The organism is Streptomyces sp. NPDC005963 (assembly GCF_040638655.1).
In the GTDB taxonomy this organism is placed as follows: domain Bacteria; phylum Actinomycetota; class Actinomycetes; order Streptomycetales; family Streptomycetaceae; genus Streptomyces.
This window is the reverse complement of sequence record NZ_JBEXVD010000004.1, coordinates 75796-102154: the sequence shown is the minus strand read 5'-3', so window position 1 is coordinate 102154 and position 26359 is coordinate 75796. Positions and strand designations below refer to the sequence as shown.

26 protein-coding genes and 1 pseudogene are annotated in these 26359 nt (G+C 69.9%); 17 read left to right on the top strand and 10 right to left on the bottom strand.

Features of this window, described 5'->3' with window-relative positions:
- Positions 1-60: 60 nt before the first annotated feature.
- The 3 genes from ABZ348_RS08355 to ABZ348_RS08345 form a co-directional block, all read right to left on the bottom strand.
- Positions 61-1200: a hypothetical protein gene (locus ABZ348_RS08355; RefSeq protein ID WP_358930626.1), complete on the bottom strand. Its 1140-nt coding sequence runs from the start codon at positions 1198-1200 to the stop codon at positions 61-63.
- A 172-nt stretch (positions 1201-1372) separates the two neighbouring features.
- Positions 1373-2140 (bottom strand): ABC transporter permease, encoded by a 768-nt coding sequence (locus ABZ348_RS08350; protein ID WP_358930624.1) that lies wholly within the window; start codon positions 2138-2140, stop codon positions 1373-1375.
- Positions 2141-2198: 58 nt separating this feature from the next.
- On the bottom strand, positions 2199-3125 hold the full coding sequence (locus tag ABZ348_RS08345) for an ABC transporter ATP-binding protein (protein WP_358930623.1): 927 nt from the start codon (positions 3123-3125) through the stop codon (positions 2199-2201).
- A 414-nt stretch (positions 3126-3539) separates the two neighbouring features.
- On the opposite strand from ABZ348_RS08345, the gene ABZ348_RS08340 reads away from it, so the two are divergent.
- The 11 genes from ABZ348_RS08340 to dapD all read left to right on the top strand — a co-directional run bounded on the left by ABZ348_RS08340 (position 3540) and on the right by dapD (position 12668).
- Positions 3540-4322, top strand: coding sequence for a metalloregulator ArsR/SmtB family transcription factor (locus ABZ348_RS08340; protein WP_358930621.1), 783 nt, complete (start codon positions 3540-3542; stop codon positions 4320-4322).
- Positions 4319-5740: a Fe-S cluster assembly protein SufB gene (gene sufB, locus ABZ348_RS08335; protein WP_358930619.1), complete on the top strand. Its 1422-nt coding sequence runs from the start codon at positions 4319-4321 to the stop codon at positions 5738-5740. The genes ABZ348_RS08340 and sufB overlap by 4 nt, the downstream gene beginning before the upstream one ends.
- A 96-nt stretch (positions 5741-5836) precedes the next feature.
- On the top strand, positions 5837-7021 hold the full coding sequence (gene sufD / locus ABZ348_RS08330; protein ID WP_358930617.1) for a Fe-S cluster assembly protein SufD: 1185 nt from the start codon (positions 5837-5839) through the stop codon (positions 7019-7021).
- Positions 7018-7335 (top strand): non-heme iron oxygenase ferredoxin subunit, encoded by a 318-nt coding sequence (locus ABZ348_RS08325; protein ID WP_358877641.1) that lies wholly within the window; start codon positions 7018-7020, stop codon positions 7333-7335. The genes sufD and ABZ348_RS08325 overlap by 4 nt, the downstream gene beginning before the upstream one ends.
- Before the next feature lie 7 nt (positions 7336-7342).
- Entirely contained in the window at positions 7343-8107 is a 765-nt protein-coding gene (sufC, locus tag ABZ348_RS08320; protein WP_358930616.1) for a Fe-S cluster assembly ATPase SufC, read from the top strand.
- Positions 8108-8195: 88 nt separating this feature from the next.
- Positions 8196-9464 carry a cysteine desulfurase gene (locus ABZ348_RS08315; RefSeq protein WP_358930614.1) on the top strand — a complete coding sequence of 423 codons (1269 nt, stop codon included), beginning with the start codon at positions 8196-8198 and terminating at the stop codon, positions 9462-9464.
- A 13-nt stretch (positions 9465-9477) separates the two neighbouring features.
- Positions 9478-9984 carry a Fe-S cluster assembly sulfur transfer protein SufU gene (gene sufU / locus ABZ348_RS08310; protein WP_358930612.1) on the top strand — a complete coding sequence of 169 codons (507 nt, stop codon included), beginning with the start codon at positions 9478-9480 and terminating at the stop codon, positions 9982-9984.
- On the top strand, positions 9981-10319 hold the full coding sequence (locus ABZ348_RS08305; protein WP_153480386.1) for a metal-sulfur cluster assembly factor: 339 nt from the start codon (positions 9981-9983) through the stop codon (positions 10317-10319). Before sufU ends, ABZ348_RS08305 begins: the two co-directional genes overlap by 4 nt.
- A gap of 388 nt (positions 10320-10707) precedes the next feature.
- Positions 10708-11028 carry a multidrug efflux SMR transporter gene (locus ABZ348_RS08300; RefSeq protein WP_358930610.1) on the top strand — a complete coding sequence of 107 codons (321 nt, stop codon included), beginning with the start codon at positions 10708-10710 and terminating at the stop codon, positions 11026-11028.
- The gene (locus tag ABZ348_RS08295) at positions 11028-11561 is read left to right on the top strand and encodes a TetR family transcriptional regulator (RefSeq protein ID WP_358930608.1); all 534 of its coding nucleotides are present in this window, start codon (positions 11028-11030) and stop codon (positions 11559-11561) included. The genes ABZ348_RS08300 and ABZ348_RS08295 overlap by 1 nt, the downstream gene beginning before the upstream one ends.
- Before the next feature lie 117 nt (positions 11562-11678).
- Positions 11679-12668 (top strand): 2,3,4,5-tetrahydropyridine-2,6-dicarboxylate N-succinyltransferase, encoded by a 990-nt coding sequence (gene dapD, locus ABZ348_RS08290; RefSeq protein WP_358930606.1) that lies wholly within the window; start codon positions 11679-11681, stop codon positions 12666-12668.
- 74 nt (positions 12669-12742) lie between these two features.
- Here the strand turns inward: dapD and dapA are convergent, their stop codons facing one another.
- Positions 12743-13633, bottom strand: coding sequence for a 4-hydroxy-tetrahydrodipicolinate synthase (gene dapA / locus ABZ348_RS08285; protein WP_358930605.1), 891 nt, complete (start codon positions 13631-13633; stop codon positions 12743-12745).
- A gap of 329 nt (positions 13634-13962) precedes the next feature.
- Between dapA and ABZ348_RS08280 the strand changes: the two genes are divergently transcribed.
- The 3 genes from ABZ348_RS08280 (at position 13963) to ABZ348_RS08270 (ending at position 15525) form a co-directional block, all read left to right on the top strand.
- Positions 13963-14115 carry a hypothetical protein gene (locus ABZ348_RS08280; RefSeq protein ID WP_358930603.1) on the top strand — a complete coding sequence of 51 codons (153 nt, stop codon included), beginning with the start codon at positions 13963-13965 and terminating at the stop codon, positions 14113-14115.
- The gene (locus ABZ348_RS08275; RefSeq protein WP_358930601.1) at positions 14112-14675 is read left to right on the top strand and encodes a hypothetical protein; all 564 of its coding nucleotides are present in this window, start codon (positions 14112-14114) and stop codon (positions 14673-14675) included. Before ABZ348_RS08280 ends, ABZ348_RS08275 begins: the two co-directional genes overlap by 4 nt.
- A 79-nt stretch (positions 14676-14754) precedes the next feature.
- Positions 14755-15525, top strand: coding sequence for an antibiotic biosynthesis monooxygenase (locus ABZ348_RS08270; RefSeq protein WP_358930599.1), 771 nt, complete (start codon positions 14755-14757; stop codon positions 15523-15525).
- Between the two features lie 153 nt (positions 15526-15678).
- Here ABZ348_RS08270 and ABZ348_RS08265 read toward each other — a convergent pair whose 3' ends face one another.
- Complete coding sequence (locus ABZ348_RS08265; protein WP_358930598.1) at positions 15679-17544, bottom strand: endonuclease/exonuclease/phosphatase family protein; 1866 nt, start codon at positions 17542-17544, stop codon at positions 15679-15681.
- A 341-nt stretch (positions 17545-17885) separates the two neighbouring features.
- On the opposite strand from ABZ348_RS08265, the gene ABZ348_RS08260 reads away from it, so the two are divergent.
- Positions 17886-19349, top strand: coding sequence for a hypothetical protein (locus tag ABZ348_RS08260; protein WP_358930597.1), 1464 nt, complete (start codon positions 17886-17888; stop codon positions 19347-19349).
- Positions 19350-19459: 110 nt separating this feature from the next.
- Here the strand turns inward: ABZ348_RS08260 and ABZ348_RS08255 are convergent, their stop codons facing one another.
- The 3 genes and pseudogenes from ABZ348_RS08255 to ABZ348_RS08245 all read right to left on the bottom strand — a co-directional run bounded on the left by ABZ348_RS08255 (position 19460) and on the right by ABZ348_RS08245 (position 22125).
- The gene (locus ABZ348_RS08255) at positions 19460-20509 is read right to left on the bottom strand and encodes an aminotransferase class V-fold PLP-dependent enzyme (protein ID WP_358930596.1); all 1050 of its coding nucleotides are present in this window, start codon (positions 20507-20509) and stop codon (positions 19460-19462) included.
- 99 nt (positions 20510-20608) lie between these two features.
- Positions 20609-21314 (bottom strand): annotated as a pseudogene (locus tag ABZ348_RS08250) (DsbA family oxidoreductase).
- Positions 21315-21510: 196 nt separating this feature from the next.
- Positions 21511-22125, bottom strand: coding sequence for a DUF1349 domain-containing protein (locus ABZ348_RS08245; RefSeq protein ID WP_358930595.1), 615 nt, complete (start codon positions 22123-22125; stop codon positions 21511-21513).
- Positions 22126-22337: 212 nt separating this feature from the next.
- Here ABZ348_RS08245 and ABZ348_RS08240 point away from each other — a divergent pair, with 212 nt between their 5' ends.
- Positions 22338-23786, top strand: coding sequence for a penicillin-binding transpeptidase domain-containing protein (locus ABZ348_RS08240; protein ID WP_358930594.1), 1449 nt, complete (start codon positions 22338-22340; stop codon positions 23784-23786).
- Between the two features lie 2 nt (positions 23787-23788).
- Here ABZ348_RS08240 and ABZ348_RS08235 read toward each other — a convergent pair whose 3' ends face one another.
- A complete protein-coding gene (locus ABZ348_RS08235; protein ID WP_358930592.1) occupies positions 23789-24442 on the bottom strand; it encodes a GntR family transcriptional regulator in 654 nt (217 codons plus the stop codon).
- 343 nt (positions 24443-24785) lie between these two features.
- Here ABZ348_RS08235 and ABZ348_RS08230 point away from each other — a divergent pair, with 343 nt between their 5' ends.
- The gene (locus tag ABZ348_RS08230) at positions 24786-26006 is read left to right on the top strand and encodes a TerD family protein (RefSeq protein WP_358930590.1); all 1221 of its coding nucleotides are present in this window, start codon (positions 24786-24788) and stop codon (positions 26004-26006) included.
- Between the two features lie 68 nt (positions 26007-26074).
- On the opposite strand, the gene ABZ348_RS08225 is transcribed toward ABZ348_RS08230, so the two are convergent.
- Positions 26075-26302 carry a hypothetical protein gene (locus ABZ348_RS08225; RefSeq protein ID WP_329016940.1) on the bottom strand — a complete coding sequence of 76 codons (228 nt, stop codon included), beginning with the start codon at positions 26300-26302 and terminating at the stop codon, positions 26075-26077.
- Positions 26303-26359 lie beyond the last annotated feature (57 nt).

The window sequence follows — 26359 nt, the reverse complement described above, 5'->3', positions numbered from 1 at the left end:
GCTCTGAACAGTGCCGACGTCCGGTTGGACTGTGTCGGGACCGTGTTGGCGTCCGGTTCGTCATCGCACCGCGTCGGGGGCCGCGGCTCCCTTGCCCGCCGTGTGCGTGACGCAGAACCGCGAGCCGTCCAGATGGCCCTCCTCCTCCCACCACACCGCGATCCGCCACTGTGCGGCCCCCGGTGGCCTAACCGGGCCGTGGAGGAAGGCGTCCACCAGATCGGCGGCCACCGCAGCCGCACTGAGATCGGTCACCGCGTCCGTACCGCGCCACGGATGCGCCAGTGCCGTCCAGGGCGCGCCGTCCTCCTCGCGCGTGTCGAAGCGCCAGACCGCGCGCCAGGAGCGCGCCCGCAACATCCGCCGCACCTCCGCCGGGGCGAGCCCCAGCCCGGCGGCGATCGCCCCGGGCTCCACGCCCTCGATGCGGGCGGCCACCACGGCGAGCGGAAGCAGCGGCTCTGGCAGCAGGCCGTCGGAGTGCAGTCGGGTGAGCCCGCCGTGGAAGGGGCAGCGCCGCAGGCGGCGTTCCAACTGGTCGCCCAGGTGCTCCAGGGCGGCGGCGCGCACGGTGGTGGGCGTTCCGACGTCCGGCGGCAGCGCCCGGAACTCGCGCTGTGACCTGACCGCCCACGCCGCCGCCTCCACCGGGTCGCCGAGTTCCTCCAGTCGATCGCCGAGAAAGGCGTGGGACTGGGCCAGACCCTGTCGATTGCGCGGATCGTGGGGGTCGAGCCGCTCCCAGACCTCGATGGCACGGCGGGTGGACGCGAGGGCGGCGCACCCGTCGGCCCGGTCCGCGGCCGACGGGCGGTCGCCGCCCTGCCGGAAGGAGTAGCGCGGCAGCCCCAGTTCGTCACTGAGGGGCTCCGCGAGGTAGAGCGAGTGGCTGATCAGGGCGTGGGCGTACCAGCGGGCGTGCTCGGGGTCCTGGTCGGCAGGGCCAGCGCAGCGCCTCAGCGCCTCCCGCACCGCGCTGAGGGCGTCCGCCCGCCGACCGGCGTCGAAGTGGTGCCGGGCCAGATCGGTGTAGCGGAGTCCGAGGCGCGCCGCGAGCGGGGGGTCGGTGTCGGCGTGCGGTGTGAGGGCGGCGATCAGTTTGCGGAGCATCCGCTCGCGTGCGGCCGATGCAACACCGGCCCGACCCTTTCTGACCCGAGTCCACTCCGCGTCCAGTCGCAGTGCCGCGGTCCGCTCCATCCGTGCCTCCCACGCGAAAGATCGCACTGATCTTGGTAGGCACATACTGGCGCGGGGTTCAGTACCAGCGGAAGATGCCGGACGCCAACCGGGACAGGGAAGTCGGAATGCGCACCGCCGGGACGCCGCTCGGGCGGAGCCCAGGGCGTCTCCCTGCGGTGCTGCGCCCCCGCTACTCCCAGCGGAAGAAGCGGGCCGCCGCGCCCAGACCGAGGGCCGCCCACAGCGCCAGCACGCCCAGATCCACCCAGGGCAAGGCGGCACCGTGTTGGAGCACGTCGCGCAGGCCGTCCGAGAGCGCGGAGATCGGGAGCAGGGAGAGCACCGACTCCACACCGTCCGGGAACCGGTCCAGCGGCACGATCACGCCACCGCCCACCAGGAGCAGCAGGAACACCAGGTTCGCCGCGGCCAGCGTCGCCTCGGCCCTGAGGGTGCCCGCCATCAACAGCCCAAGCCCGCTGAACGCGGCGGTACCGAGCGCCAGCAGCAGGAGGACGGACAGGGGATTGCCGCGGGGTGACCAGCCCAGCGTCAGGGCGATGGAGGTCAGCAGGGCGATCTGGAGGAGTTCGGTGACCAGGACCGAGAGCGTCTTGGCGCACATCAGGGCCCAGCGGGGGAGCGGTGAGGCGCCGAGCCGCTTGAGCACCCCGTAGCGGCGCTCGAAGCCGGTGGCGATCGCCTGACCGGTGAAGGCGGTGGACATGACGGCCAGCGCGAGCACCCCGGGCGTCAGGAAGTCGACCGCCTCGCCGCTCCCGGTGTCGATGATGTCCACGGTCGAGAACAGCACGAGCAACAGGGAGGGGATGACGACGGTGAGCAGCAGTTGTTCGCCGTTGCGCAGCAGCATCTTCGTCTCGAACACCGTCTGTGCCGCGATCATGCGACCGAGCGGGGCGGCGCCCGGCCGCGGTGCGTAGGTTCCGGCGCTCATGGGCGCACCCCCTCACAGCGGGCGAACGGCCGTCGGCCGCACGCGATCGTGTACCGGTTCATGCCCGCAGCTCCTTGCCCGTCAGCTCCAGGAAGACGTCCTCCAGGGTGTGCCGCTCCACGGAGATGCCGTCCACCGTCACCCCGTGCTGTGCGCACCAGGAGGTGACGGTGGCCAGTAGCTGCGGTCCGACCTCGCCCGATATCCGATAGGCGCCGGGGGTCAGCTCGACCGCTTCGGTGCCGTCGGGCAGTGCCTTGAGCAGGGAGCCGACATCGAGCCCGGCCCGGCCGGTGAAGCGCAGGGTGTTCTCGGCGCCGCCCCGGCAGAGCTGTTCGGGGCTGCCCTGGGCGATCACCTGGCCGGCGTCGATGATCGCGACGTCGTCGGCGAGCTCCTCCGCCTCGTCCATGAAGTGGGTGGTGAGGATGGTGGAGACGCCGTCGCTGCGCAGTTCGCGCACCAGGTCCCAGGTGGAGCGGCGGGCTTGGGGGTCGAGCCCGGCGGTGGGTTCGTCCAGGAAGACCAGTTCGGGACGGCCGACCACGGCCAGGGCGAGCGCGAGCCGCTGCTGTTGGCCGCCGGAGAGCCGACGGTAGGTGGTCCGGCCACAGCTGCCGAGGCCCAGGCGCTCGATCAGGGCGTCCACGTCCAGCGGATGGGCGTGGAGCTTCGCCATGTGGCGCAGCATCTCGTCGGCGCGGGCGCCGGAGTAGACGCCGCCGGACTGGAGCATCACGCCGATCCTGGCGCGCAGCCGAGCGGAGTCGGCGATGGGGTCGAGGCCGAGGACCCGTACGGTGCCGGCGTCGGCGCGCCGGTAGCCCTCGCAGGTTTCGATGGTGGTGGTCTTGCCCGCCCCGTTCGGGCCGAGTACGGCGGTCACCAGACCGGGGGAGACGTCGAGGTCGAGGCCGTTGACGGCAGTCTTCGATCCGTACCGCTTGGTCAGGCCCCGGATCTGGACGACCGGCTCGCTTCGCATACGCGGAGTCTAGGCGGGCGCTCGGGGGCATCGGAGCGCGCCCCCGAGGAGAGCGGATGCCGAGGGGCGAATACCAGCCGAAATGAACTTCTGGTGTTCCTTCGGTGTTCTTCGACCCCACGGCGTCCGAGCGGATTTCTCGTTGCCCCGATGGCGGATCCTCCCGAGGAAACGTCGGCGCAGACGCTGGACCTGCGCTTTCCGCCCTCTTTCAAAGAAATCTCGGTTGGATACGATCAAGGTCACCGAGTGTCCTGATCCAGTGGTCGAAAATCCGGTAAAATGGCTGGTCAGGGGAGGTCCGATGGGCTTCGGTCAGACGGTCTAATTAGGTAACCCTAAGTGATGAAGCGCACCGCCCCTGCGCCCGGACGGCGGTTGTCACGCCCAGACGAATTACGCAACAATGGTGTTGTGAAAAACGTTGGCGAGTCCCTCGGGGAGGACCTTGCGACCGGAACGCGCGCGGATCATCCGACGCGCAACCGGGTCGCGCGGTCCGTCCTGGACCACGGCCCGTCGACCGTCGCCGATCTGGCCGGCCGGCTGGGCTTGACGCAGGCAGCCGTCCGCCGACACCTCGACACCCTCGTCGCGGAGAACGTCGTCGAACCCCGCGAACAGCGGATCTACGGCGCCCGCACCCGGGGCAGGCCCGCCAAGGTGTTCGCCCTGACCGCCTGCGGTCGGGACGCGTTCGACCAGTCGTACGACTCGCTGGCCGTGGACGCCATCCGCTGGATCGAGAGATCAGCGGGCGGCGGAGCAGCGGGTGGGGCGGCCGTCGCGGCGTTCGCACGCGATCGCATCGAGGCGCAGGCCGAGCCCTACCGCGAGGCCGTCGAGTCGGCGCCCCCCGAGGAGCGCACCGAAGCGCTGGCGAAGGCGCTGAGCGTCGACGGGTACGCTGCTACGGCGCGTAGCGCGCCGGGCCCCCAGCAGGGCGAGCAGCTCTGCCAGCACCACTGCCCGGTCGCCCATGTGGCCGAACGCTACCCGCAGCTGTGCGAGGCGGAGACGGAGTTCTTCTCCCGTCTGCTCGGCACCCATGTACAGCGTCTGGCCACCATCGCCCACGGCGACGGCGTCTGTACGACGTTCATCCCGCGCAACCGGCCCCATCCGGCCGGTCACGCGAGCACGCAGACCACCACACCATCAGCATCTGGAAGCACGGCCGGGAGGAACCCCGCATGACTCTCCCCACGGAGACTGCCCACCCCGAACTGGAAGGGCTGGGTACGTACGAGTTCGGTTGGGCCGACTCCGACGCGGCAGGCGCCGCGGCCAAGCGCGGCCTCTCCGAAGACGTCGTCCGCGACATCTCGGCGAAGAAGAACGAGCCGGAATGGATGCTGAAGCTGCGCTTGAAGGGGCTGCGGCTGTTCGACAAGAAGCCCATGCCGAACTGGGGCTCCGACCTCTCCGGCATCGACTTCAACAACATCAAGTACTTCGTGCGCTCCACGGAGAAGCAGGCCGCCTCCTGGGAGGATCTGCCCGAGGACATCAAGAACACGTACGACAGGCTGGGCATCCCGGAGGCGGAGAAGCAGCGCCTGGTCGCCGGTGTCGCCGCGCAGTACGAGTCTGAGGTCGTCTACCACCAGATCCGTGAGGACCTGGAGGAGCAGGGCGTCATCTTCCTCGACACCGACACCGCGCTGAAGGAGCACCCCGAGCTCTTCCAGGAGTACTTCGGCACCGTCATCCCCGTCGGCGACAACAAGTTCGCCTCGCTGAACACCGCGGTGTGGTCCGGCGGCTCCTTCATCTACGTGCCGAAGGGCGTGCACGTCGACATCCCGCTCCAGGCGTACTTCCGTATCAACACGGAGAACATGGGGCAGTTCGAGCGGACGCTGATCATCGTCGACGAGGACGCCTACGTCCACTACGTCGAGGGTTGTACCGCGCCCATCTACTCCTCGGACTCGCTGCACAGCGCCGTGGTGGAGATCATCGTCAAGAAGGGCGGCCGGTGCCGCTACACGACGATCCAGAACTGGTCGAACAACGTCTACAACCTGGTGACCAAGCGCGCCGTCGCCTACGAGGGCGCCACCATGGAGTGGGTCGACGGCAACATCGGCTCCAAGGTGACCATGAAGTACCCGGCCGTCTACCTGATGGGCGAGCACGCCAAGGGCGAGACCCTGTCCATCGCCTTCGCGGGCGAGGGACAGCACCAGGACGCCGGCGCCAAGATGGTCCACATGGCTCCGAACACCTCCTCGAACATCGTCTCCAAGTCGGTGGCGCGAGGCGGCGGCCGTACCTCGTACCGCGGTCTGATCGAGATCGGCGAGGGTGCGCCGGGTTCCAAGTCCAATGTGCTCTGTGACGCCCTGCTGGTCGACACCATCTCGCGTTCGGACACCTACCCCTACGTCGACGTCCGCGAGGACGACGTCTCCATGGGGCACGAGGCGACCGTCTCCAAGGTCTCCGAGGACCAGCTGTTCTACCTGATGAGCCGCGGCATGACCGAGTTCGAGGCCATGGCGATGATCGTGCGCGGCTTCGTCGAGCCGATCGCCAAGGAACTGCCGATGGAGTACGCGTTGGAGCTCAACCGGCTGATCGAGCTCCAGATGGAGGGATCGGTCGGCTGACCCCGACCCCCCACGGCCGGGGCGGGCGCATCCGTGCCCGCCCCGCATGCGACTGATTTCTTGACCCGAAGGCAGAGAGAGAGCACGACGACAGCCATGGCTGAGGCTCAGAACATTCCGGCGGGGTCCACCACCGCCGGCGCGATCGCGGTGGCCGCCGAGTCGACCGTCGCCACCCGTATGAGTGCGCCCCCGTCGTTCGACGTGGCGGACTTCCCGGTTCCGCACGGCCGTGAGGAGGAGTGGCGCTTCACGCCCCTCGACCGGCTCGCGGGGCTGCACAACGGCACCGCCGTGGCCAACGGCGGCGGGGTGAAGGTCGTCATCGACGCGCCCGACGGCGTCACCGTCGAGACCGTCGGCCGGGACGACGAGCGGCTCGGCAAGGCCGGTATCCCCGTGGACCGGGTCGCCGCCCAGGCGTACTCCTCCTTCGAGCAGGCGTCGGTCGTGACCGTGCCCAAGGAGAAGGTGCTCTCCGAGCCCATCCGCATCGCCGTCCACGGCGAGGGCGGGACCGCCTTCGGCCACCAGGTGATCGAGCTCGGCGCGTTCGCCGAAGCGGTCGTCGTCATCGACCACACGGGCGATGCCGTACTCGCCTCCAACGTCGACTACCTCCTCGGTGACGGCGCCAAGCTCACCGTCGTCTCCGTCCAGGACTGGGACGACAAGGCCGTCCACGTCTCCCAGCACAACGCGCTGATCGGCCGGGACGCCTCGTTCAAGTCCGTCGTGGTCACCTTCGGCGGCGACCTGGTCCGGCTCCACCCCCGCGTGTCGTACGCGGCGACCGGCGGCGAGGCCGAACTGTTCGGCCTCTACTTCACGGACCAGGGCCAGCACCAGGAGCACCGCCTCCTCGTCGACCACAACAACCCGCACAACAAGTCCAACGCCGTCTACAAGGGCGCGCTCCAGGGCCAGGACGCCCATGCGGTGTGGATCGGGGACGTGCTGATCCGGGTGATGGCCGAGGGCACCGACACCTACGAGATGAACCGCAACCTCGTCCTCACCGACGGTGCGCGCGTCGACTCCGTGCCCAACCTGGAGATCGAGACCGGCGAGATCGTCGGCGCCGGCCACGCCAGCGCCACCGGTCGCTTCGACGACGAGCAGCTGTTCTACCTGATGGCCCGCGGCATCCCCGAGCAGGAGGCCCGCCGTCTGGTCGTCCGCGGCTTCTTCGCCGAACTGGTCCAGCAGATCGGGCTGCCCGATGTCGAGGAGCGCCTGATCGCCAAGATCGAACAGGAGCTGGAGGCGTCGGTCGCATGAGTTTCGTCCGTGCCTGCGGGCTGAGCGAGCTCGAAGAGGACACCCCGAAGCGGGTGGAACTCGATGGCACCGCGATCTCGGTCGTCCGTACCGAGGGCGAGGTGTTCGCGATCTACGACATCTGCTCGCACGCGAACGTCTCGCTCTCCGAGGGCGAGGTGGAGGACTGTCAGATCGAGTGCTGGCTGCACGGCTCCGCCTTCGACCTCCGCACCGGCAAGCCGTCCGGACTGCCCGCGACGCGCCCCGTCCCCGTATACCCCGTACAGATCCAAGGGGACGATGTGCTCGTCTCCATCACCCAGGAGTCCTGAGTCACCCATGGCAACGCTTGAAATCCGCGACCTGCACGTCTCCGTCGAGGCCGACAACGGCTCCCGGGAGATCCTCAAGGGCGTCGACCTGACCGTGAAGCAGGGCGAGACCCACGCCATCATGGGCCCCAACGGCTCCGGCAAGTCCACCCTCGCCTACTCGCTCGCCGGCCACCCCAAGTACCAGATCACCGGTGGCACGGTCACCCTGGACGGCGAGGACGTCCTGGAGATGAGCGTGGACGAGCGGGCGCGTGCCGGCGTCTTCCTCGCCATGCAGTACCCGGTCGAGATCCCCGGCGTCTCCGTCTCCAACTTCCTGCGCACCTCCGCCACCGCGATCCGCGGCGAGGCACCCAAGCTGCGTACGTGGGTGAAGGAGGTCCGGGAGACCATGGAGCGCCTCCACATGGACCCCGCCTTCGCCGAGCGCAACGTCAACGAGGGCTTCTCCGGCGGTGAGAAGAAGCGCCACGAGATCCTCCAGCTGGAGCTGCTCAAGCCGAAGATCGCCATCCTCGACGAGACCGACTCCGGCCTCGACGTGGACGCGCTGCGCGTCGTCTCCGAGGGCGTCAACCGCGTCCGTGAGTCCGGCGAGGTCGGCACCCTGCTGATCACGCACTACACGCGCATCCTGCGTTACATCAAGCCGGACCACGTCCACGTGTTCGCCAACGGCCGGATCGCCGAGTCCGGCGGCCCCGAGCTGGCGGACAAGCTTGAGGCCGAGGGCTACGAGGCCTACACGAAGGACGGCGTATCTCAGTGAGCGACGCACGCGAGGCCACCGGCCCGCAGATGATCTGCCGCGGGCGGGTGCGCCTCGCGGGCCGCCATGCAAGTGGAAGGGGAAGGCTGTGACCACTGTCCGGCAGGGGCTTGACGGCCTCCTCGACACGGAGACGATCCGTAAGGACTTCCCGATCCTCGATCGGGTCATCCACGACGGCAAGAAGCTCGTCTACCTCGACAGCGCGGCCAGCTCGCAGAAGCCGCGCCAGGTGATCGACGCGATCACCGACTACTACGAGCAGCACCACGCCAATGTGCATCGCGGCGTCCACGTGCTCGCCGAAGAGGCCACGGCGCTCTACGAGGGCGCCCGCGACAAAGTGGCGTCCTTCATCAACGCGCCCAGCCGCGACGAGGTCATCTTCACCAAGAACGCCTCGGAGTCGCTGAACCTCGTCGCCAACATGCTGGGCTGGGCCGATGAGCCCTACCGCGTGGACAGCGACACCGAGATCGTCATCACCGAGATGGAGCACCACTCCAACATCGTGCCGTGGCAGCTGCTCGCACAGCGCACCGGCGCCAAGCTGAAGTGGTTCGGTCTCACGGACGACGGCCACCTCGACCTCTCCAACATCGAGGAGATCATCACCGAGAAGACGAAGATCGTCTCCTTTGTGCTGGTCTCCAACATCCTGGGCACCCACAACCCGGTCGACGCGATCGTGCGCCGCGCCCAGCAGGTCGGCGCCCTCGTCCTGATCGACGCCTCGCAGGCGGCGCCCCACATGCCGCTCGACGTCCAGGCGCTCCAGGCCGACTTCGTGGCCTTCACCGGCCACAAGATGTGCGCACCCACCGGCATCGGCGTGCTGTGGGGCCGGCAGGAGCTGCTGGAGGACCTGCCGCCGTTCCTCGGTGGCGGCGAGATGATCGAGACCGTCTCCATGCACTCCTCGACCTATGCTCCGGCGCCCCACAAGTTCGAAGCGGGTACGCCCCCGATCGCCCAGGCCGTCGGTCTCGGCGCGGCCGTGGACTACCTCAATGCGATCGGCATGGAGAAGATCGCCGCCCATGAGCACGCGATCACCGAGTACGCGGTGAAGCGGCTGCTTGAGGTCCCCGACCTGCGCATCATCGGCCCCACCACGGCCGAGGAGCGGGGTGCGGCAATCTCCTTCACCCTGGGTGACATCCACCCCCATGACGTGGGCCAGGTCCTCGACGAGCAGGGCATCGCGGTCCGGGTCGGGCACCACTGCGCCCGGCCGGTGTGCCTGCGCTACGGAATTCCCGCGACCACCCGGGCGTCGTTCTATCTGTACTCCACGCCCGGAGAGGTCGACGCGCTGATCGACGGGCTGGAGCACGTCCGTCAATTCTTCGGGTAGGGCGGTTGTTGCTGTGAAGCTTGATTCGATGTATCAGGACGTCATCCTGGACCACTACAAGCACCCGCACGGGCGCGGTCTGCGTGATGGCGATGCCGAGGTGCACCACGTCAATCCGACCTGCGGCGATGAGATCACCCTGCGGGTGAAGTACGACGGCTCCCGGGTCGCGGACGTGTCCTACGAGGGCCAGGGTTGTTCCATCAGCCAGGCCAGCGCGTCCGTCCTCAACGAGTTGCTGGTCGGCAAGGAGCTGGCCGAGGCGCAGAAGATCCAGGCCACATTCCTGGAGCTGATGCAGTCCAAGGGCAAGATCGAGCCGGACGATGCGATGGAAGAGGTGCTGGAGGACGCGGTCGCGTTCGCCGGTGTCTCCAAGTACCCGGCACGCGTGAAGTGCGCGCTGTTGAGCTGGATGGCGTGGAAGGACGCGACCGCGCAGGCGCTGGGCAACGGCTCCGGTGCACTGGACGACGGCTCCGGTTCGTTGGGCGACGGCCCTGAGAGGAAGACGGCATGACCGAGAACGCAGGAGCCGCGCTGAAGCCGGCCTCCGAGGAAGAAGTCCGCGAGGCCCTGTACGACGTGGTCGACCCCGAGCTGGGCATCGACGTCGTCAACCTCGGGCTGATCTACGGCATCCACATCGACGACTCCAATGTCGCCACGCTCGACATGACGCTGACGTCGGCCGCCTGTCCGCTCACCGATGTGATCGAAGACCAGGCGAAGTCGGCGACGGACGGCATCGTGAACGAGCTGAAGATCAACTGGGTCTGGATGCCGCCGTGGGGTCCGGACAAGATCACGGACGACGGGCGCGAGCAGCTGCGCGCCCTGGGCTTCAACGTCTGACGCGACCGCCCACCCGGTGTGGGCACGACAACGGCCGTACCGACCGGAGTGACCGGTGGGTACGGCCGTTGTCGTGCCCACCGGGTGTGAGTGGCGCCGAGGCGGCCCCGATCCCCCTCGGCGATCAGCAGACGCCAAGTCGGACGTCCCCGGTGCTCAGGGGCGTCCAAGGGGGGCGCTGCCGGGTGGGTGAGGCGCTTCCCGGCGCCCCTGGAGGGAGATGTCGTCCGCGGCAGGACCCCTCGGTCGTGTACGCACGGCGCGAAAGGGCGCGGGCGCGTCCGTCGCCGTGTGATGGTTCGGACGGACCGGTCGACGCCCTCGGTCGCGGACTCCGGGCCATTCCTCTTTATGTACGGCCGTACGCATCATGTGTACACTCGTACACATGGGATACGCACTCCTGGCCGCGGCCATCGTCGCCGAGGTGGCCGGCACCACCGCCATGAAGTTCAGCGAAGGCTTCACCCGCCTCTGGCCCTCGATCCTCACCGTCCTCGGCTATCTGCTCGCCTTCTCCCTCCTCGCGCAGACCCTGAAGACGCTCTCCGTGGGCACCGCGTACGCGATCTGGGCGGGAGTGGGCACGGCGGCCATCGCGGCCATTGGAATGATCTTCCTGGGTGAGACGGTCAGCGCCGCCAAGTTCCTGGGCATCGGCCTGGTGATCGCGGGCGTCATGGTGCTCAACCTCGGCGGAGCCCACTGATGGCCCGACGCTACGACCCGGAGCGGCGTCAGCGCATCATCGACGCCGCGATCCGGATCGTCGGCGAGAGCGGCATCACGGCCCTCAGTCATCGGACGGTGGCCGCCGCGGCGGACGTCCCGCTCGGCTCCACGACCTACCACTTCGCTTCCCTCGATGAACTACTGGTCGCCGCGCTCCGCCAGATCAACGAGGGCTTCGTGGCCGCCCTGCGCGCCATCGACCCGCGCCCCGCCCCCGACCTCGCCCACACCCTGGCCCGCATCACGGGGGAGTGGCTGGCCGCGGACCGCTCCCGCGTCGAGCTGGAGTATGAGCTCTACCTGGCGGCCCTGCGGCGCCCCGCGTTGCGCCCGGTCGCGGCCGAGTGGACCCACGGCGTCGTGGACCACTTCAGCCGGGGCACGGACCGGGCCACCGCACGGGCCCTGGTCGCCCTGATGGACGGGATCTGCCTCCAGGTCCTCCTCTCGGACGTCCCGTACGACGAGGCGTACGCACGCGAGATGTTCGGACGTGTGCTGTCCTCCTGAGCCGTTGCGCCCTGGTTGCACGGCACCCCGGCCATCGGGTGCGACGCCCGGCGCCGCCTGCGGACGGAGCGTGAGACCGGTTCGCCCGGCAGGTGCGACCCGCGTTAGGTTCTCCCCATGACCGATACCACCGCCTCGCGCACCACCGGCGCCACAGCCGCCGGGCTCGCCACCCTCGCTGCTGACGGAACCGTCCTCGACACCTGGTTCCCCGCCCCCGTGTTGGAGGCCGAGCCCGGCCCCGCGGGAACCGAGCGGCTCACCGCCGAACAGGCCGCCGAACAACTCGGCGCAGGAGCGGCAAAGGCGTTGGGGCCGGATGCGCGCAGGGGAGTGGAGGTCATCGCCGTCCGTACGGTCATCTCCTCGCTCGACGAGAAGCCGCTGGACGCCCACGACGCCTACCTGAGGCTGCACCTGCTCTCCCACCGGCTCGTCAAGCCGCACGGCCAGAGCCTCGACGGCGTGTTCGGGCTGCTCGCCAACGTGGCGTGGACCTCGCTGGGACCGGTCGCCGTCGACGACATCGAGACCGTGCGCCTGAGCGCCCGGGCCGAGGGACTGCACCTCCAGGTGACCAGCATCGACAAGTTCCCGCGGATGACGGACTACGTCGTACCCAAGGGCGTGCGCATCGCCGACGCCGACCGGGTGCGGCTCGGCGCCCACCTCGCCGAGGGCACCACCGTGATGCACGAGGGCTTCGTCAACTTCAACGCCGGCACGCTCGGCACCTCCATGGTCGAGGGTCGCATCTCGGCCGGTGTCGTCGTCGGCGACGGCTCCGACATCGGCGGCGGCGCGTCTACCATGGGCACCCTCTCCGGCGGCGGCAACGTCATCATCGCCATCGGCGAGCGCTGTCTGGTCGGCGCCGAAGCCGGGGTGGGAATCGCGCTCGGCGACGAGTGCGTGGTCGAGGCGGGTCTGTACGTCACCGCCGGCACCCGCATCACCATGCCCGACGGCGAGATCGTCAAGGCCCGGGAGCTTTCCGGCGCCAGCAACATCCTCTTCCGCCGCAACTCGGTGACCGGCGCGGTGGAAGCCCGGCCCAACAACGCGGTGTGGGGCGGTCTCAACGACGTGCTGCACAGCCACAACTAGTCCACGACCGGTCCACCACCGCGAGGGCTCGATCGGGCCGGGAGCCGTGGCGCCTCGCCGCGGCCCCGGCCCGATCAGTTCCACTCGTCGCGGTGGGCCAGCAGGGTTTCACGGGCCCTGCGCAGCCGCTCCACGGACTGTGGGTCGGCGTCCTGGAGCGGTGCCCTCACGCTTCCCGCGCCCAGGACCGCCTTGGCCGTCACCGCTCCCGGAAGCCCCGAGGCCATCATCAACTCGACCAGGGGCAAGGTCAGTCGGTTGATCCGGGCGGCTCGCGCGGTGTCCCCGCGGTCGAAGGCGTCCAGCACCGCCCGCAGCGCTTCGGGCGCCGCATTGGCGACCGTGCTCACCTGCCCCGCTCCCTCCACCGCATAGAGCGGAAGGTTCAGCTCCTCGCATCCGGAGTAGTACGCGAGCGAGGTGTTCGCGATCACCTTCGTCGAGCCCGCCAGATCCTGCGCACAGTCCTTCACGGCCACGATCCGGGGGTGCTCCGCCAGTCGGAGCATGGTGTCCACCTCGATCCTGACCCCCGTACGGCCGGGGATGTCATAGAGCATCAGTGGAACGTCCACCGTGTCGGCGACCGTGCGGAAGTGCGCCTCGACGGCGGGTTGTGGCGGTCGACTGTAGTACGGCGCCACCACCAACAAGCCGTCAGCGCCGGCCCGTTCGGCCTCCCGGGCCAGGGCGACGGTGTGCCGGGTGTCCGCGCTGCCCACTCCCGCCACCACGGCGACCGTAGGGCCCACGGCCTTCCGCACCGCTCGCACGAGCGCCGTCTTCTCCGCATCGGAGGTGGTCGGAGCTTCGCCGGTGGTGCCGTTGAGGACCAGCCCGTCACAGCCGTCGGCCACCAGACGGACCGCATGGCGTGCGGCTGCGGCGACATCGAGCGCACCGGACGCATCGAAGGGGGTGATCATTGCGCACAGTGAGCGGCCGAAGGGGCGCGGTGTCGTCATGGCGGCAATCTTCTGGGCCCTGACTCTTCAGGTCCACTTAGTTCTTCTTTAAGCAAACGATAAGCAGCACTGAACAGTGACATATGGCGGCGGTCTTGGCCCCACGGTGCTCCGTGGGACACCATGACGGCACGGGGTCCGGCCTTCGTCCGTCCTGCCCCGCAGGGTCTCTCCGTACCCACTGCTCCCTGCGCTCCCGGCACTTCAGCACCGCCGCTCCGTCTGCTCGGCCAGCACTTCCGGCCCCTGCGCCGCCTGTTCCGACCGTTCCATCCGGGCGCGCACTCGCGTGCCCGCTCGCCGCTCGTTTCGCCCCAACGGAGGTCTTCATGAGGCTTGGCAAGCCGCTCGCCAAGGGATACGCAGAAGAGGAGCCGCTGGTTCAGGCGGAGTCCGATGAACCGAGCCCGACCCCGGCCTCGGAGCCGGCGCCGAGCGGACAGTCCGGTACGCATTCCGCCGAGGTTGCGGTAGCTCCGTGAATCCGCGGCTCCTTGAGGAACGCCCTGCGGACCCGCCCATCGGCTACAAGATCGCCCATCCGATGCTCTCGCGCGATCTCACCCGGGCCGGGTTCCTCGGGGTCGCCCTCGGAGGCCGGGAGCCCTACTCCGTGCTGGACGACGCCCACTGCGCGTACGGACATCGACATCGCGTGCCTTCTCGACGCTGTGACTGCGGCTTCCACGCCCTCAACTCACGTGCCAGCGCGCTGGGCCTCACCTGCACTGCCGAGCACCGCACGGCCGTGCTCTTGGAAGTGGCGGTCCTCGGCGTCTATCTGCGCTACGAACTCGGCTTCCGCTACGCACGGCAGCGCGTACGCACCATGACCGTTGGCTGTTGTCCGTGCCTCGGGCGGACGACCCTGCTGGCCGACGCCGGCTGGGGAAGGCCGGGTTGGCATGCGCTGGAGGCGGCCTGCGGCGGTTGTGTCCGGGGCCGCATGGCGCTGACCCTGTCCGACTTCGCGCGCATCGCGGGCCAGGGGCTCTCCGTGCTGCGGGCGGGACAGATCGCGCGCACTCCGGCCGGCTGTTGACCTCAACCGAGCTTGATGTTCAACCCTGGTGATCGACGGCGCACCCACCGGGGGTGCGCCGGTTCGAAGGGCCGTCACCATGATTCTCTCGTTGATCACCCAGCACCAGACCTACGCCCGGCCGGTTCTCGACCGGCCCGACTCCCGTGTCGCGAAGGTCTCCACCTGGGACGTCGGCACTCCCGAGCGCCAGCACGCCACCGTTGCCGCCCTGGCACGGGCTTGGCGGCGGCGCGGCTGGCCGGGGGGCGGGCTGCTCTCGTACACCGTGCACATCGGCGAGGACGGCCATACCTTGCTGCACTACACGCAGTGGACCAGCGAGGAGGACTTCCAGGAGTTCCTGCGCACCGCCACCGACTTCAAGGACGGGTGGAACGCCGAAGTCGACGCCGCAGTCCCCGGCATCGAGCGGTTGGGGCTCCACGGCTACGAGCTCTATCGCAGTGCTGCCGTCCCGGGTGACTCCAGGGTGCCCGGATCGGTGGTGATCGTCGACGTGGAGTTCGAAGGACCGGACGTCGACCGGCAGAGGGCCTGGGTGGACACCGTCTTCGCCGCGCTGCAAGCGGACGAGGACGCGGCCGACGATCCGGACACCGCGCCGGAGGTCACCGCCCTCCAGGGCGCCGGCATCTCCGGACACTTCCATCTGGGCCAGAACGGTGACCGGGTGCTCAACTACGCCGAGTGGGAGAGCGGCGAAGCCCATCAACGGGCGCTGGACGCGCCCGGCAACGGAATCGGTTCGCACTCTAAGGAGTGGGCCCGTGTCCATGCCTTCCCCGGGGTCACCGGGGGCTCGGTGCGCCGCTACACGCCCGGGTTGACGCTCGGCCCGGGCGTGTAGTCATGGGCGTGTCACCGCCGAGGGGCACATCCAACCCCTCGGTGGCCACCCGCCCAACCGATCCACCGGCCGCTCACCAACACACGCGCCAACACACGGGCCCACGGGGGTCAGCGCTCGCGGGGCCCGGGCGACGCACAGGGGGCACGGGGCTCAGGGGCGAAACCGCAGCACCTGCGGATCGTGGTCGCTGTTCTGGTCCGCGAACTCGGCGTTGATGTGGACGCTGTCATAGCTGAAGTCGTCGATCGACGGGCTGGTCAGGATCTGGTCGAGCACCTGGCTGTTGCCCTGGTAGACGTACGAGTACCGCTCGGAGCGCGGCAGCGAGGTGATGGCCGCGCGCAGGACGCCGTCCGCGGTGAGCGCCTTGGTGGTCGCCGAGAACTCGAAGTCGTTGATGTCGCCCACGACCAGGACGTCGGCCCGGCGGTCCGCCTTCAGGATGTCCTTGACGAAGGCGTTCACCGACTGCGCCTGCTGGATGCGCTTGACCTCGGAGATGCGGTTCGGCGGCTGCCGGTGGGAGGTGAGCGCCTCGTCGCCGCCCTTGGAACCGAAGTGGTTGGCGATCACGAAGACGGTGCGCCCGCGGAAGGTGAACTCCCCCGCGAGGGGCTTGCGGCTGGCTTCCCAGGCGCTGTTCGCGGGATCGATCCGGCCGGGCGACAGGGTCAGTGCCGCCCTGCCCCGCTCGCGCACGACACCGGTCGGGGTGGTGGCGTCGCCGCCGGGGCGGTCGGTGAAGGAGACCCGGTCGGGGTTGAAGAGGAAGACCTGGCGGATGTTGCCCCCGGGTTCCCCGCCGTCCTCGTTGTTCTTCGGGTCCACGCTGCGCCACTGGTAGGACGGGCCGCCCGCGGCGGCGATCGCCCGGATGAACTTCTCGACCGTCTGGTCGGCCGCGACCGTTCCGTCGTTCTTCGCCCCGCTGTTGTCCTGGATCTCCTCCAGGGCCAGGACGTCCGGCGAGGCGAGGTTGGTCACGACGGCCCGCCCGAGGGCGTCGAAGGTCTCCTGCGGGTCCGATGGGTCGAGGTTCTCGACGTTGTACGTGGCGACCGCCAGTTCCCCCGAGCGCTGCGGGCGGGTCCGCTCGCGCTCCAGGTCGCGGCCGACGACCGTGCCCAGGGTGCGGGCGGTGAGGGTGTAGCCCCCGTACTGGTTGAAGTCGAGCGGGCCCTCGGACCGGCCGGTCAGCACATCGCCGACGTCCGCCGTGGGAAAGGGCTGCTCGGCGAGGGGGACCAGGGACTGCACCTTGAGCCGGCCGCCGTTCTGCGAGGCGTACGAGCCGTACAGCGCTCCGCCGCGGCCGGTGCGGACCTCCCACGGCTTGACCGTCACCCACAGTTCGGAGAAGGCGCTGGCACCGACCACGGGGGAGGTGCCGATGGTGACGTTGCTCCCCTCCAGGGACTCGTAGTAGTCGAGGGCGAAGGAGCGGGGTTTCAGCGGCAGGGCGTTGATGCTGCCGCCGGCGGCGGGGTCGCCGGCGGGGGCGTAGGCGGACGGCACCGACCGGCCGGTGATGGCGGCGGGCGCGGGCAGCGGGTTCCCCGACGACACCACGGTGACCGAGGGGCGCGAGAGCTGGGTGAGGGACTGGTTGCCGGAGGCCGTGCCCCCGGGAACGAACTCGCTCACCGTGCCCGACACCCGCACTTCGTCACCCACCGTGACCGAGGGGGTGGAGCCGGCCCCGGTGAAGACGAAGATGCCCTCGCTGGTCGCCGGGTTGCCGTCGCCGTGGGGGTCCTGGAACCAGAAGCCGCGGGACGATCCGTAGCCCCGTATGCCGGTCACGATGCCGGGCACATCGGTGACCTGCTGCCCCACCAGCGGGGAGAGGCGGGTGGTGCCCTGGACGTCATGGATGTGAACGCCCGTCGTGCTGTCCACCGACGTCGGCGCGTGCGGTGTCGCGGCGGTGGCGGAACCGGTCAGGAGCCCCGCGGCCAGCGCGGAGGCGATGAGGGTGGCGACTGCGGCGGTTCTCGGTACGGCGGGGAAAGGCATGAAGACTCCGGAATCGAGGGTGGTCGGGACGGCACGGTGCTCGTGGCGTCGTCGCGTGCCGGCGGTACTCGTCTACGGGATGGCCAGGCGTACGACCCACGGTGGTGGGCCTTGGCGCTCTACGCGCGTCAATCTCGGTGCTGCGGCGGGTACTTGTCAAGAGCGGGCGGGAGCATCGGATTCTGCGGCGGGTGCACCGAAAGGCCGTGGTGCCGTCACCGGTGCGTCAATGGTTGGCCGATGCCCACGGCCCGGGCGGCGAAACCCGGTGAAATGCGTCTACGCTGGAGAACCCCCGGCGCCACGTCCGGGCTCCCCAGACCCTTCAGGAGAAGTCCCAGATGCCCCACGACGGTCCCATCCTGCCGCCGGTGCGGCTGCGTCCGGACGCGGAGCTGGCGCGTGCCGCGCTGACCGCCCCCCTGCTGGCCAGGGCCGTACGACTGGCCCGCTGGGCAGGTCCGGAGACCAGGGTGGGAGCCGGTGGAGAGCTGATCGACGAGCAACTGCCGGCCGCGGCCGAGGCCTTGGGGCTCGGTGGTGACGACGACGGGCCCGCGTACGCCAGTGAGGCATGGCGCACGGCCGTCGACGCGGGGCTGCTGGAGGTGCACGATCCGGCCGACCACGAGGCAGCCGGCGCCGCGGACGCAGCGGAGGCGTACGGGACGGTCACCGCGGGGGAGGGCCTGGAGCTGATCGCATCCGGCGGCCCCCGGGACGTCCTGGCGATCTGGCAGGAGGCGCTGGAAGCGGTGTACGCCGACGCCATCGCGCCCCTGTTGGACGAGCTGTCCGAGGCGATCGGCCCGGACGGCGAGATCGACTACGCGGCGCTCGACTGGGACCCGGAGGGCGAGGCCGAGTTCCTCGACGGCGTGCTCGGCAACCTCTATCTGCTGACCGTCACCGACGGTGCCACGGGCGGCGAGCCGGTGCCGCTGCCCGCCCTGGCGGCGTCGATGATCGTGCCCGACGACATGGGCGAGCCCACCGATGACATCCTGGAGCAGGTCTCGGTCGCCATGATGCGACTGGACGACCAGTTCAGGCTGTTGGAGCCGATCGGACTGGTCGAGTACCAGCCGGTGGACGAGACCCTCATGGTGGAGGAGTCCGCAGACGGCTCCGCCTCGCTTGAGGACGAAGACCTCTCGCGGTACGGGCTGGTGAAGCTGACCCCGCTCGGTCTCCACGGGGTGCGGGTCCGGCTGCTGGAGGCCGGGGTGACGGCCCCGGTCGTGGGGGAGCTCGCCGACAAGGGCGCGGACGTGCTCCTCGACGGGCTCGCCCGCTATCCCGAGGCGGCGGCGCACGCCGAGACCGAACAGTGGTTGGCCCAGCGGGAGCCCGCGGCTGCCGCCCATGAACTCCTGGCCGCCGCCCGCGGTTCGGACGCCGGGGGCCCCTTGCGCAGGCTCCGCTGCCAGCAGGCGTTGACCCGCGTCGGCGCCCAGGCCGAGCCGGAGGTGCGCGCGGTCCTCGACGACGCCGAACTCGGGGGACTCGCCCGGGTCTGGCTCGCCGAGCGCGGCGCATCGGACGTCCCCGCACCACCCGAGTCCATGGTCTTCTGGCTCTCCATCGACACCATCGCCGCCCAACTCGACGCTGACGGCGAACCGGACGAACTGCGCGGTCTGGTGGAGGGTCTGACGGGCCAGCACAGCGGGTTCTTCGACGCGGCATGGCGCGTGGACCACCCGGCGACGGCGGACGTGCTCGAAGCCATGGGGCGGATGCACCCGAACAAGCGCGTCGCGAAGGAAGCCCGTAAGGCGGCGTTCAAGGCCCGCTCCCGCTGAGGCCCCGGTCGGGCGCGGAGCCGGGATTCCGGGCCCGACCTGATCGTTCCCTTCCCCGTGGATCGACCGCGTGCACGGCGCGTCCGGGCGCCCCTGCGACCTGGTGGGGCTCACCCGCGGGCCAGCACCCCCAGCGCCCGCTCCACGTCCGCCGTCGCGTTGTACAGGTGGAAGGCCGCCCGCAGATACCCCGCCCGCTCCGCGACCACGATTCCCGCACCGGCCAGGTCCGCCGCACGCCCACCGAGTCCGGGTACGGCGACGATCGCCGAGTCCGAGACCACCGGGGAGTGCCCGAGCGCCGCCAGCCCGGCACGGAACCGGCCGGCCAGTTCGGTGGCGTGCCGATGGAGGGCGGGCACACCGATCTCCTCCACCAGTTCCAGCGATCGCCGGGCGCCCTGGTACGCGAGGAACGCCGGAGGCTCGTCGTAGCGGCGGGCCGAGTCCGCCAGCCGCTCCACCGGCCCGTACGGCGGCCCCCACAGCTCCTCGGCGGCGAACGGGCCCGCGTGGAGCGGTGTCACCGTGGTCTGTGCCGCTTCCGTGAGGGTCAGGAACGAGACCCCCCGCGGGCAGAGGAGGAACTTGAAGCCGCCCGTCACCGTGTAGTCCCACTCCCCGGCGCGCAGCGGCAGCCACCCCGCCGACTGACTGGCGTCCAGGAGGGTGCGGGCCCCGTGGACGGCCGCTGCCTCCCGCACCGCGGGAAGATCGGCGATCCGCCCGTCCGCCGACTGCACCGCGGAGAAGGCCACCAGCGCGGTCCCGGGGCCCACCGCGTCCGCCAGCCCGTCCAGCGGGACGAACCGCAGCTTGAGGTCCCCCCGGACGGCGAAGGGCGTCACGACCGAGGCGAACTCGCCCTCGGGGAGCAACACCTCGGCGCCGGGCGGCAGCGAAGCGGCGATCAGCGCGGTGTGGACGACGACCGAGCCGCCGAGGGCGACCCGGTCCTCACCCACCCCGACGATCCTGGCGAACGAGCGGCGGACGGCGACCAGGGCTCCGTACTCCCCGGCGCCGTCCGTGCGCCCTGCGGCCAACCCGTCCATGAGCGCCGTCATCGCCGTGACGGCCCGGGCGGGCAGCAGCCCGCAGGTGGAGGTGTTCAGATACGTCGTCTCCGGCGCGAATTCGGCACCTACCAGGGTCTCCATGGACTCACCATGTGCCGCACCCGAGCCCGGGTCAATCGGGCATCGCCCTGTGATGGCCTTCTTCCGGACAGTGCCTCCGGGACGACTTCGCCGAGTCGATCAGCTCGGCGGCACCTCATGGGCCCCGTCCGGCTCACAGGCCGGGGCGGCCGGCCCTCGCATCCGCCTCGCGCCCCTGCCACGCCTGTTCCAACGCCTGGGTGAAGAGTTCGACCGGCTGGCCGCCCGAGACCCCGTACCGGCGGTCGAAGACGAAGAAGGGCACGCCGTTCGCGCCGAGCTCCGACGCCTCGCGCTCGTCGGCGCGCACCTCGTCGGCGTACCGCGTCCCGTCGGCGAGCACCGCCCGGACCTCCGTCTCGTCGAGTCCGGCCGCCACGGCGATGGCCACCTGGACCTCCGGGTCGTACACCGATCGCTCCTCCGCGAAGTTGGCCCGGTAGGCACGGGTCAGCAGTTCGTCCTGGAGCCCGCGGTCCTTGGCGAGGTGCAGCAGCCGGTGGAGGTCGAAGGTGCTGCCGTGGTCACGGCCCTCGGTGCGGTAGTCGAGTCCCTCGGAGCGTGCGTTGGACGCGACGTGCTCCTCCATGGCGTGCGCCTGCTCCAGGGTGCGCCCGTACTTGCTGGCGAGCATCTCCACGACGGACGCGGTGTCGCCCTTGGCCCGCTGGGGGTCGAGTTCGAAGGAACGGTGGATCACCTCGACCTGATCGCGGTGGGCGAACTCGGCGAGGCCCTTCTCGAAGCGCGCCTTCCCGATGTAGCACCAGGGGCAGGCGATGTCGCTCCATATCTCGACGATCATGCGGGGTCTCTCCAGGGGTTCGTGATGGATGGGGCCGTGTGTCCCACTGTGGGGGAACACGCAACGGTTCGGTCGGATTCCTGCTCGGCGGCCCGGGATCCGGTCGTCGGGGCGGACTGCAAGATCTTCGCCCGAGGGCCGGCAGCTCGTGCGATCGCATTGGCGTACGGGCGGGCGGACGGCGGTGCCGTGCTCGTCAGGAGCCGTCCCGCAGACCGCTGGGCCACCCCTCCCGGTAGTCGATGCGATCGAAGCTCACCACGCAGCCCTCTCCCACGGGTGACTGGGCGAGGAACCCCACCAGTGCGGCGCCCGCGGTCTCCTCCGTCCCCAGCGCGAAGATCCTCACGAAGGTCCAGTGCCGGCCGTCGGTCGATGCGTGGAAGGCGAACGCCCGCCCCGTGCGGCTGATGCGCAGCCACACGCTGTCTCCCTCGACCTCGAAGGAGTTGGCGTCGTCGGAGTGGCCCCGGGTGACGACCGTGCAGATCGTGGGCTTGTCCGGGGAGAGCTCCAGACAGAGCTTGGCCCATTCGCGCTCGTCCACGTGCAGATAGAGCGCGCCGGCGTCGAAGGAGGCACGGAAGCCGACCGTGACCCGGGCGATGAGCTGGAAGTCGCCCTCGGGTGCGCCCAGCAGCCGAGGTGCGTCAGACGCGGGATCGAGCGAACTGCCCGCGGGCGGTACGAAGCGGTCCGCCCTGGCGCCCGCCCATCCGGTCAGCACCCCGTTCTCGTAGGACCAGTTGGCCTGTGGGCCGTACGCGCGCAAGGGGAAGGGGAGCCCGGGCAGCTCACAGGGGTCGATCATCGGGGCAGTGTGCGTCAGCCGGGGGCGGGTCGTCCACCCGCGACACCGTCCCCGTCCCGTTCGGAGCAGCGCCGTGCCGCCCGCCCGTACGGGACGCGGCGAGTTGGTCGGTGCCGGTGGCGCGGCTGATCCCCGGCCGAGCCATATGAAGAAAATGTGAGAAACGGGACGTCAGGGAACTCCTGTGACGATCCCCTTCGTCTTGCAGTGGGATGAATAGGACAATCAGGCATGCCGCCGTCTTCAGTCTGCTGCTGGTGCTCGCCCTCCTGGTGCGGGCCACCTGGCTCCAGACCTATGAGGCCGAGGCCCTCGCGGACCAGGAAAAGAACCGACGCAACATCATCGACCAGTACGCACAACCGCTCGGGGACATCGTCGTCGCCGGCACCCCCGTCACCGGATCCAAGCCGACGACCGGCAGCGATCTGGCGTACCAGCGGACCTACGCCGACGGTCCTCTCTACGCCGCCGTGACGGGCTACAGCTCGCAGGCGTACGGCGCCACCCAGCTGGAGGGGATCTACAGCGAGGTCCTGGACGGCACCGATGACCGGCTGAAGGACCCGGTGGACGCGCTCATGGACAAACAGCTGAAGCCGGGGAACGTGCTCACCACGATCGACCCCGCGGTCCAGCGGGCCGGATACGAGGCGCTGGGCGACATCAAGGGAGCCGCGGTCGCCATCGATCCCACCACGGGCAAGATCCTCGGCATGGTCAGCACCCCCTCGTACGACCCGTCTACCATCGCCGGGATCAACGACGGGGAACAGTGGCGCAAACTGCTCGCGGACGAGGACAAACCACTGGTCAACCGTGCTCTGCGACAACCGCTGGCGCCCGGTTCCACCTTTAAGCTGGTGGTCGCGGCTGCGGCCCTGGAGAAGGGGCTCTACGACTCCGTCGACGAGCGGACCGACAGCCCCCTCCCGTACACGCTCCCGGGAACCACCCGTGTCCTCGTGAACGACATCCCCTCCGCGCCCTGTGAGAACGCCTCGCTGCGGACCGCCCTGCGGTACTCCTGCAACAACGTCTTCGGGAAGCTCGCGGCGGACCTCGGCCAGGACGAGGTGCGGGCCACGGCCGAGAAGTTCGGCTTCAACGAGGAGAAACTCGACGTGCCGGTACGGGCCTACGCCAGTGTCTATCCGACCGGCTTGGACAAGGCGCAGACCGCGCTGACGGGCATCGGCCAGTTCGACGTGACCGCCACGCCCCTCCAGATGGCCATGGTCTCCGCCGCCATCGCCAACGACGGTGTGCTGAAGGCTCCGCACCTGGTCTCCGAGGTGGAGGACGCGGACGGGAACACCCTCCAGTCCGGTGGCGCAGGCTCCTCGTCCAGGATCGTCTCGGCCGAGACCGCCAAGGAGTTGCGCAGCGCCATGGTCACGGTGGTGGAAGACGGGACCGGATCGAACGCCCGGGTCGACGGCGCCGAAGTGGGCGGCAAGACGGGTACCGCGCAGCGCGGCGAGAACAACAGCAAGACGCCGTACGCCTGGTTCACCTCGTACGCCAAGGACGACGACAGCGGCAAGGAGGTGGCGGTCGCCGTGCTCATCGAGGACGCGGGCGGTCCGCGCTCCGAGGTCAGCGGCAACGGACTGGCCGCCCCGGTCGCCCAGAAGATGATGGCGGCGGCGCTGAAGTGAGATCAGCGCACGGCGCGACCTTCGGGGAAGGCGCGGTCGACGAAGCCGGCGATGTGCCGTCGCAGCGCCGCGGCGGCGCCGAGGGCGTCACCCCGCAGCGCCAGCCGGAGGATCTCCCGGTGCTCGGCGTCCTCGCGCGCCCCTGATGGGTCGGCCGTCCACACGACGGCCGAGACCAGCGCGGCCTGGTCCCTGAGATCGTCGAGCATCCGGGCCAGGAGCGGATTGCCGCAGGGCAGGCAGAGGGCACGGTGGAAGTCACCGGACGCCAGCGAGTGCTCGGCCGGATCGGTCGCCCGTGCGGCCCTTGCAAGAGCCGCCGCGGCCCCGCCCAGATCCGCCTCCAGGTCGAGCGAGGACTCCACGACCCGACGCAGCGCCTCCGGTTCGAGGAGCAGCCGGACGTCGTAGACCTCGCGGGCCATCGCGGCGTCCACGGTCCGGACGGCGACCCCCTTGTACTGACTCATCACCACGAGCCCACTGCCCGCCAGGGTCTTGAGCGCCTCGCGCACGGGAGTCTTGGACACCCCGAACCGGAGGGCCAGTTCCGTCTCGACCAGCGGTTGTCCCGGCCGCAGCCGTCCGGTGAGGACGGCATGTCTGATTCCTTCCAGGACGTACTGGGTGCGGGAGGGGACGGGGGCGACGGTCATGGGGCGCCTTCCGCGTCGATCTCCTCCATGGGATGTGGCTGGATGACGCTAGACAGGGTCGAGCAGCGGCGTCAAGGTCACGGGACCCGCGCCGGGCTGCCCCGTTCCCCCTTGCGACGTGCGGAATCGAGCCCTCCGGCGGTCTTCGCGCAGCTGCCCGTGCCGGGTGCGGCGCCCGTCCCGTACGTCGACCCGACCCCGCACCGGTCATGCGCACTTCCGCCGGGGTGCTCGCGCGCCGGTCATCGGGTGCACGAACCGCCTGGTGGCGGCCCTTCACCCGGTCGGTCGCCGACCGAAAAGGTAAGGGAACGGCAAAGCCGTCTCGCTCGTTACCCCAGACATGACAGCTATGACCCCCGGCTCGAACATCCCCCTGTCCGCCGCTCGAATCGCGGTGGACGTCGCCGCTCCGGTGCGGCTCGACGTATCGGGCCTGCTGCTCACCGCCGATGGCAAGGTGCGCTCCGACGACGACTTCATCTTCTACAACCAGCCCGTGGGCCCCGGGGTGACCTACCGCTCCGGCGGGGGTGCCGCTCCGGACGCGATCGTGGTGGACACCTCCGCGGTGCCGGCCGGCATCGAGAAGATCGTGGTCACGGCCAGCCCCGACGCCGCCGGGCAGACCTTCCAGGGCGTCGAGCCGACGGCCACCATCCGCAACGCCGACGACGGCAGCGCCCTCGCCACGTTCACCCCGCCGCAGTTGGGTGGTGAGACCGCGCTCGTGGTCGTCGAGGTCTATCTGCGCAACGGCGCCTGGAAGGTGCGCGCGGTCGGCCAGGGGTATGCCAATGGGCTCGCGGGCATCGCCAAGGACTTCGGCGTCTCCGTCGAGGAGGAGCCGCAGGCGGCGCCGTCCGCCCCTGCCGCTGCGTCCGCACCTGTCGCACCCACCGCGCCCGTCGCTCCGGCCCCCGCCCCGGTGGCCCCGGCCGCCCCCGCGGCGCCGCCCGCCCCGCCCGTGGCGGCGTCGGGCTCAGGCAAGATCAACCTCGACAAGGGGCGCGTCAACCTCCAGAAGAACCAGACCGTATCGCTGGTCAAGGGCGGTCGTCCGTTGCTCTCGCAGGTCAAGATGGGCCTCGGCTGGGAGCCCGCGTACCGCTCCAAGGACATCGACCTCGATGCGTCCGTGATCGCCTACGGCCCCACGCGTAACCACCTGGACAGCTGCTACTTCGGCAAGCTCACCATCCTCCAGGGCGCCATCAGGCACTCGGGCGACAATCTGACCGGTGAGGGTGCGGGGGACGACGAGGTGATCACCGTGGACCTCGGACGGCTCCCGGCGGACGTCACCGGCCTGGTCTTCACGGTGAACTCGTTCTCGGGACAGAAGTTCACCGAGGTGGCCAAGGCGTACTGCCGGCTGATGGACGCGGCCACCGGTGAGGAGCTGGCGCGCTTCGACCTGACGAGCGCGGAGCCTCAGACCGGGGTGATGATGGCGAAGCTGATCAGGCAGTTCTCCGGTGAGTGGGAGATGACCGCCATGGGCGACTTCGTGAAGTCGCGGACCGTGCGAGGCATGGTGAAGCCGGCCGCACAGGCTCTGTGACCGGGCCGCCGGGGCCCGCCGCGGATCGCACGGCGGGTTCCGGAAGCGCGTTTCGGAGGCAGCGACCCTCAGAGTTTTGCGAGCTTGGTGTAAGGACTGGGGATTCTCCCCTTGCGACCGGCGAAGTCGACGTGGACAGCGGCATTGCCGCTCTCCACCGCGATGACTCGGCCCAGACCGTATTGATCGTGCGAGACCCGGTCCCCCACCGCGTACTCCTCGATGGGAGGACCCGCCTGTGCGCGGTTGAAGGGACTCGTCGGCAGATGGCGCCGGGATTCGGCTGACTTGTTCATTGCCGTGAGTATGACTCCTCCCGGGGCCTGAGGACATGTCCAATGCGGAACCGTGGT